Here is a 300-nt window from a genome sequence, read left to right as displayed (position 1 = left end):
AGGGTCATAGCAGTGTGGTTAACTCAGTAGCCTGGAGTGGAGATAGTCTGACCTTGGCTAGTGGTAGTCATGATAACACCGTGAAACTGTGGGATGTGCAGTCTGGGGACTGTGTGCAAACTCTAGAGGGTCATAGTGATTCCGTTAGGTCAGTAGCCTGGAGTGGAGATGGTCTGACCTTGGCTAGTGGTAGTAATGATAATACGGTGAAACTGTGGGATGTGCAGTCTTGGGAATGTGTGCGAACCCTAGAGGGTCATAGCAGTGTGGTTAACTCAGTAGCCTGGAGTGGAGATGGTC

1 protein-coding gene is annotated in these 300 nt (G+C 50.0%); it reads left to right on the top strand.

From position 1 onward, the window contains the following. Positions 1 to 14: 14 nt before the first annotated feature. Positions 15 to 300, top strand: a 286-nt coding sequence (locus tag FJR09_RS24200; protein WP_371725677.1) for a WD40 repeat domain-containing protein, incomplete at its 3' end; no start/stop codon positions are given.

The sequence above is a fragment of the Dolichospermum sp. UHCC 0406 genome (genome assembly GCF_009712025.1).
GTDB classification, from domain to species: domain Bacteria; phylum Cyanobacteriota; class Cyanobacteriia; order Cyanobacteriales; family Nostocaceae; genus Dolichospermum; species Dolichospermum lemmermannii.
Note: the sequence above shows the minus strand (reverse complement) of the source record. Positions and strands in the feature narration are given on the sequence as shown.